The sequence below is a fragment of the Actinosynnema sp. NPDC023658 genome (assembly GCF_040639995.1).
Lineage (GTDB): Bacteria > Actinomycetota > Actinomycetes > Mycobacteriales > Pseudonocardiaceae > Actinosynnema.
On the sequence record NZ_JBFAAX010000148.1, the window covers coordinates 1 to 5,841 of the forward strand.

A 5,841-nucleotide genomic window follows, 5' to 3' on the forward strand; every position below is an offset into this window, starting at 1 on the left:
GTTCGGCGTACCGGTCCGCGAGGTCGGCGGGCCCGTGCGCGCCGAGCGGGTCGCCGCCCAGCTCCCGGACCGCCCCGTGCCACCGGGCTCCCAGCCCGCTCCCGGCCCGCTCACGCATCGGGCAACCTCACGGTGAAGGCCGCGCCGCCCTCGGGCGCGGGACCGGCCTCGATCGTGCCACCCAACCGGGTCACCAGGCCGTGCACCAGCGCGAGGCCGACACCCGTGCCGACCGGCCGGGACCGCTCGTACTTCGCGTGCAGCGCGCCCTTGCGGAACGCCACCCGGTAGTCGTCCTCGGACAACCCCGGCCCGCCGTCGCGCACCTGGAGCACGTCGTCCAGCGCCAGCACCACGGGCCGCCCTGCGGGCGTGAGGCGCAGCGCGTTCTCCAGCAGCCCGTCCAGCACCTGGCGCAGCCGACGGGCGTCCGTGGTGCGCACGGTCGGGCCCGGCGGCAGCTCGACCCGGAACTCGACGCCCTTCGCCGCGCACCGCGCCCGCCACACCCCGGCCGCGGCCGTGACCACCTCGGTCAGGTCGACCTCGGCCAGGTCCACGCGGAAGTCGTCCGCACCCAGCCGCGCCAGGTCCAGCAGGTCGGTGACCAGCCGGTCCAGCCGGTGCGCCTCCTCCTTGATGGTGCGGCCCACGGTCGGCACCTCCGGCCCGGACACCACGCCGTCGGCCAGCGACTCCGCGAACCCGCTCACCGCCGTCAACGGCGTGCGCAGCTCGTGCGACACGGACAGCAGGAACTCGCGCTGCCGCGCCTCGCTGCGCGCCAGCGCATCGGCCAGCGCGTTCACCGCCCCACCGACCTCGGCCACCTCCGCCGGACCGTGCTCGGGGGCGCGCAGGTCCCGCCGGCCGCCGCTCATGGTCCGCGCCACCGCCGACGTCTGCCGCAGCGGCCGGGCCACCAGCCTGCCCAGCAACCACCCGGCCACCGCCGCCACCAGCAACCCGACGCCCAGCGCGAACGTGATGTTGCGCAGCAGCTTGCGGCCCGGTCCGCTGCCGGTCGCCGTCTCCTGCACCAGCGCGACACCGGGGCGGACCTCGACCAGGCGCGTCCCGGCCGTGCCGGACTCCGCACCCGCCGCCCGGACCGCCCGCACCGCCTGCGGGTCACCGACCAGCCCGCCGTTCGGCCCGATCAGCACCACGGCGATGCCCTGACCCCGCAGCACCTCCACCACCCGCTGCCGCCCGGCCCGGCCCACGTCGAGCTGCTCGGCCACCACGTCCGCCTGGTCGGCCAGCGCCTCCCGCGTCACCTCCCGCGACGCGGTGACCACCAACCGGGCCGACACCAGACCCGCCACCACGACCGCCACCCCGGCCACGGCCAGGCACAGCGCGGTGATGCGGAACGCCAGGCTGGTGCGCCTCACGGCGCCTCCGCCGAGTACCCGACGCCGCGCACGGTCCGGATCGGACTGCGGTCACCGAGCTTGGCCCGCAGCTGGGCCACGTGCACGTCCACCGTCCGCGTGCCCGCCGCCGCGGCGTACCCCCACACCGCGCTCAACAGCTGCTCGCGCGCGAACACCCGCCCGGGGTGCCGCATCAGGTGCGCCAGCAGCTCGAACTCGGTCGACGTCAGCGCCACCTCGTCCGCACCGGCCCACACCCGCCGCCGGTCGCCGTCCAGCCGCACGTCGCCCACCACGTGCACCGGGTTGACCTGCGGCGACCCCCGGCGCAGCACGGTGCGCACCCGCGCGACCAGCTCACGCGGGCTGAACGGCTTGGTCACGTAGTCGTCCGCGCCCAGCTCCAGCCCGAGCACCCGGTCGACCTCGTCGTCGCGCGCGGTCACGAACAGCACCGGCGTCCAGTCGCCCGCCGCGCGCATCGTCCGGCACACCTCGACCCCGTCCAACCCGGGCAGGCCGACGTCCAGCAACACCGCCACCGGCCGCAGCCGCCGCACCGCGGCCAGCGCCGCGTGCCCGTCCGACTCCACGTGCACCCCGAACCCGTCCCGCCGCAGGTAGAGGGAGACCAGGTCGGCGATGGCCCGTTCGTCCTCCACGACCAGCACGAGTCCCTGCACGCGCGAATGGTGGCACGCGCGTGCGCGATCAGGGCCGCGGCGGTGTTCGGGTTCGGTAAAGGTCGCGCGCCCGCGTCCAGCACACGGCGGAGAACGCGCGCAGCTCCCGCCAGAACGGCAGGTCGGCCGCCGGGTAGCCGATCGGCTCGTCGACCGGGCCGTCGGCGCACGCCACGTCCCACCCGACCGGACCTCGCCAGGCGTCCTCGAAGTCGTTCCACACCGGACCGGATGGCGTCACCAGGACGTTGCGCGCGTGCGCGTCGCCGTGCAGCGGCTGCACCGGCCCGTCGGGCCACCGGGCGAGCAGCGCGTCCCGGGCCGCCACCAGCTCCGCGGGCCGGCCGAGCAGCGACAACACCGCGTCCAGGTCGGTCAGCGGCGCGCGTTCGGGCAGCGGGCCGGGGTAGTGCCGCAGCTCGGCGTGCAGCTCGGCCAGCATCGCCGCGAGCGACGCCCGGTCCGGCCGTCGCCCCGGGTCGTGCTCGACGTACCGCGCGAACGACACCACGAGCCCCGCGTGCCGGACCGTCCCCGGTCCGTGCGGCTCGACCACCGGTACACCCCGCCCGGCCAGGAACCGGCTCACGTCGTCGGCCCGCTCGAAGTGCCCGAACGCGTCCGCGCGCACGAACGCCGTCACGGCGGCGACCCGGGCCACCACCGGCGCCGGGTACAGCCGGACGAGCAGGTTGGAGCCGTCCTTGAGCACCTCGAGGTCGTCGCCGGGCAGACCGAGCCGGCGAGCCAGCACACCCACCTCGCGCAGCACCCCGTCACCCTCCACGGAGGAATGGTCCCAGGGGTGATCCGCACGACATAACGAATTGGTACCGGAGTGCCTCACCTCAACGGGCTACCTCGATAGAGGGGCGACCGGTGTAGTTCGATCCCCCGATCGGCCCTCGATCCCCGTGGAGCACCACCATGCGCACTCCCGCCAGACGCCTGTTCGGAGCAGCCGCGCTGCTCGCCCTCGGCGCCACCGGCCTGTTCGGCGGCACCGCCCTGGCGAAGCCGGACGCCGCCGCGCCCGGCGACCCCCGCGCCGTCGTCGGCGACCAGGTCAACGTCGACATCGACCAGAAGGGCAACGCCTGCGAGGTCGTCGGCCTGCCGGGCGACGAGCTGACCATGCCCGCGGGCACCTTCACCGTCGACGGCGTGAACATCGACATCACGGCCAACCCCGCGGGTTACGTCCTGACCGGGGTCGTGGTGAAGGGTGGCGCGGCCTACAACGTCTACGCCGCCGACGCGCCCGAGGGCGTCACGCCGCTCGGTGACCTGCCGTGGCTCGACCTGCACCCGCCGGTCAACGCCAGCGGCAACCCGGCCGGCATCAGCCACTGGTTCGCGTGCGTCGAGAAGGCCACGACGCCGGAGGAGCCCGGCGAGGAGAACCCCGGCGGCGGCAACCCCGGTCAGCCGACCACGCCCGAGGAGACCGAGCCGGCCGTCCCGTCCAGCACCACCACCTCGCCCGCCTCGACGGCGCCCACCACCGTGAGCACGACCCCCGCCGCGGTGGCCGGCGCGAACGACCTGGCCAACACCGGTTTCGACGGCGGCTGGATGCTGATCGCGGGCCTCGGCCTGGTGGCCGCCGGCGCGGCGTTCGTCGCCTCCCCGAAGCTGCGCGGCCTGCTGCGCCGCTGACCCGCGTCGATCCGCCCCCAGGTGACCCGCGAGTGTCGCGTCGATCGTTCGCGTCCTCATTCCCGATGATCACGCTTTTCGATCGTCGGGAATCAGGGCGCGAGCGGTCGACTTCCAGGCGACCGAGCCGCGACGCCGAAGGCGGCGCCATCCAACACTGTGACCTGCGCTACCTCCCTTGATCCAGGGACCGGCCCAGCGCAGCCCCCCGGAACCCCGCCGTCTACGATCCGATGAGCCGGTGGCGCCACCCACCGGCACAGCCAGAACCAGACAGTGCAGGAGGCACCGTGACGGCCGTAGCCCCGCAGCCGATCGCAACGCGGCCCTTCGGGACTCGCGAGGCGGTCAAGGGTTCGTTCCTGCTGCGGATGTTCCGCACCACGGACCACAAGCAGATCGGGATCATGTACCTGGTCACCTCGTTCGCCTTCTTCATGGTGGGCGGCGCGATGGCCATGCTGATGAGGACCGAGCTGGCACGACCGGGTATGCAGTTCCTGTCCAGCGAGCAGTACAACCAGCTGTTCACCATGCACGGCACGGTGATGCTGCTGCTCTACGCGACGCCCATCGTGTTCGGCTTCGCCAACTTCATCATGCCGCTGCAGATCGGCTCGCCCGACGTGGCGTTCCCGCGGCTCAACGCCTTCTCGTACTGGCTGTACCTGTTCGGCGGCCTGATCGTGATGGCGGGCTTCCTCACCCCCGGCGGCGCGGCCGACTTCGGCTGGTTCGCCTACACCCCGCTGTCCAACGCCATCCACTCGCCCGGCGTCGGCGCCGACCTGTGGATCTCCGGCCTGGTCGTCGGTGGTCTGGGCACCATCCTCGGTGGGGTCAACATGATCACCACCGTGGTGTGCCTGCGCGCGCCCGGCATGACCATGTTCCGCATGCCGATCTTCACCTGGAACATCCTGGTGACCTCGGTGCTGGTGCTGCTGGCGTTCCCGATCCTGACCGCCGCCCTGCTGGGCCTGCTGGCCGACCGCCACCTGGGCGCCCACGTGTTCGACCCCGCCAACGGCGGCGTGATCCTGTGGCAGCACCTGTTCTGGTTCTTCGGCCACCCCGAGGTCTACATCGTCGCGCTGCCGTTCTTCGGCATCGTGTCGGAGATCTTCCCGGTCTTCAGCCGCAAGCCGATCTTCGGCTACAACGGCCTGGTCTACGCGACGCTGGGCATCGCGGCGCTGTCCGTGGCCGTGTGGGCGCACCACATGTACGCCACCGGCGCGGTGCTGCTGCCGTTCTTCGCGTTCATGACGTTCCTGATCGCCGTGCCGACCGGCATCAAGTTCTTCAACTGGATCGGCACGATGTGGAAGGGGCAGCTGACGTTCGAGACGCCGATGCTGTTCAGCCTCGGCTTCATCGTCACCTTCCTCTTCGGCGGCCTGTCCGGCATCCTGCTGGCCGCGCCGGCGATCGACTTCCACGTGTCGGACACGTACTTCGTGGTCGCGCACTTCCACTACGTGCTCTACGGCACGATCGTGTTCGCCACCTTCGCGGGCATCTACTTCTGGTTCCCGAAGATCACCGGCCGGATGATGGACGAGCCGCTGGGCAAGCTCCACTTCTGGACCACGTTCCTCGGCTTCCACGCGACGTTCCTGGTGCAGCACTGGCTGGGCAACGAGGGCATGCCGCGCCGGTACGCGGACTACCTGCCCAGCGACGGCTTCACCACGCTGAACACGATCTCGACGATCGGCGCGTACATCCTGGGCGCGTCCACGCTGCCGTTCATCTGGAACGTGTTCAAGAGCTACCGCTACGGCGAGACCGTCCAGGTCGACGACCCGTGGGGCTTCGGCAACTCGCTGGAGTGGGCGACCTCCTGCCCGCCGCCGCGGCACAACTTCACCGAGCTGCCCCGCATCCGCTCGGCCCGCCCGGCCTTCGAGCTGCACTACCCGCACATGATCGAGCGGATCCACGACGAGGCCCACGTGACGCTCACCGGCAAGGCGATCCCGCACGAGGAAGCCAAGAAGGCGCCGTCCGAGGTGGCCGCCGCGGCTGTGCAATCGGGCACAGCCTCGGAGCGCACCGAAGGCGACCACGAGTGACGCTTGTAACCTGAGCGCAGGTTCAACGGCGAGCCCCGACGA

The 5,841-nt window shown here is 72.3% G+C and carries 5 protein-coding genes; 2 read left to right on the top strand and 3 right to left on the bottom strand.

The features are described from left to right. Positions 1–110: 110 nt before the first annotated feature. The 3 genes from AB0G02_RS17745 to AB0G02_RS17755 are packed head-to-tail and all read right to left on the bottom strand — an operon-like array spanning position 111 to position 2,849. On the bottom strand, positions 111–1,397 hold the full coding sequence (locus AB0G02_RS17745) for a HAMP domain-containing sensor histidine kinase (RefSeq protein WP_360795174.1): 1,287 nt from the start codon (positions 1,395–1,397) through the stop codon (positions 111–113). After that, on the bottom strand, positions 1,394–2,062 hold the full coding sequence (locus tag AB0G02_RS17750) for a response regulator transcription factor (RefSeq protein ID WP_360795177.1): 669 nt from the start codon (positions 2,060–2,062) through the stop codon (positions 1,394–1,396). Before AB0G02_RS17750 ends, AB0G02_RS17745 begins: the two co-directional genes overlap by 4 nt. A gap of 28 nt (positions 2,063–2,090) precedes the next feature. Next, positions 2,091–2,849, bottom strand: coding sequence for a phosphotransferase (locus AB0G02_RS17755; protein WP_360795180.1), 759 nt, complete (start codon positions 2,847–2,849; stop codon positions 2,091–2,093). Between the two features lie 140 nt (positions 2,850–2,989). On the opposite strand from AB0G02_RS17755, the gene AB0G02_RS17760 reads away from it, so the two are divergent. Both AB0G02_RS17760 and ctaD read left to right on the top strand, forming a co-directional pair. Next, positions 2,990–3,721 carry a hypothetical protein gene (locus AB0G02_RS17760; protein ID WP_360795183.1) on the top strand — a complete coding sequence of 244 codons (732 nt, stop codon included), beginning with the start codon at positions 2,990–2,992 and terminating at the stop codon, positions 3,719–3,721. Positions 3,722–4,011: 290 nt separating this feature from the next. Next, positions 4,012–5,799 carry a cytochrome c oxidase subunit I gene (gene ctaD, locus AB0G02_RS17765; protein ID WP_360795186.1) on the top strand — a complete coding sequence of 596 codons (1,788 nt, stop codon included), beginning with the start codon at positions 4,012–4,014 and terminating at the stop codon, positions 5,797–5,799. Positions 5,800–5,841: the final 42 nt, after the last annotated feature.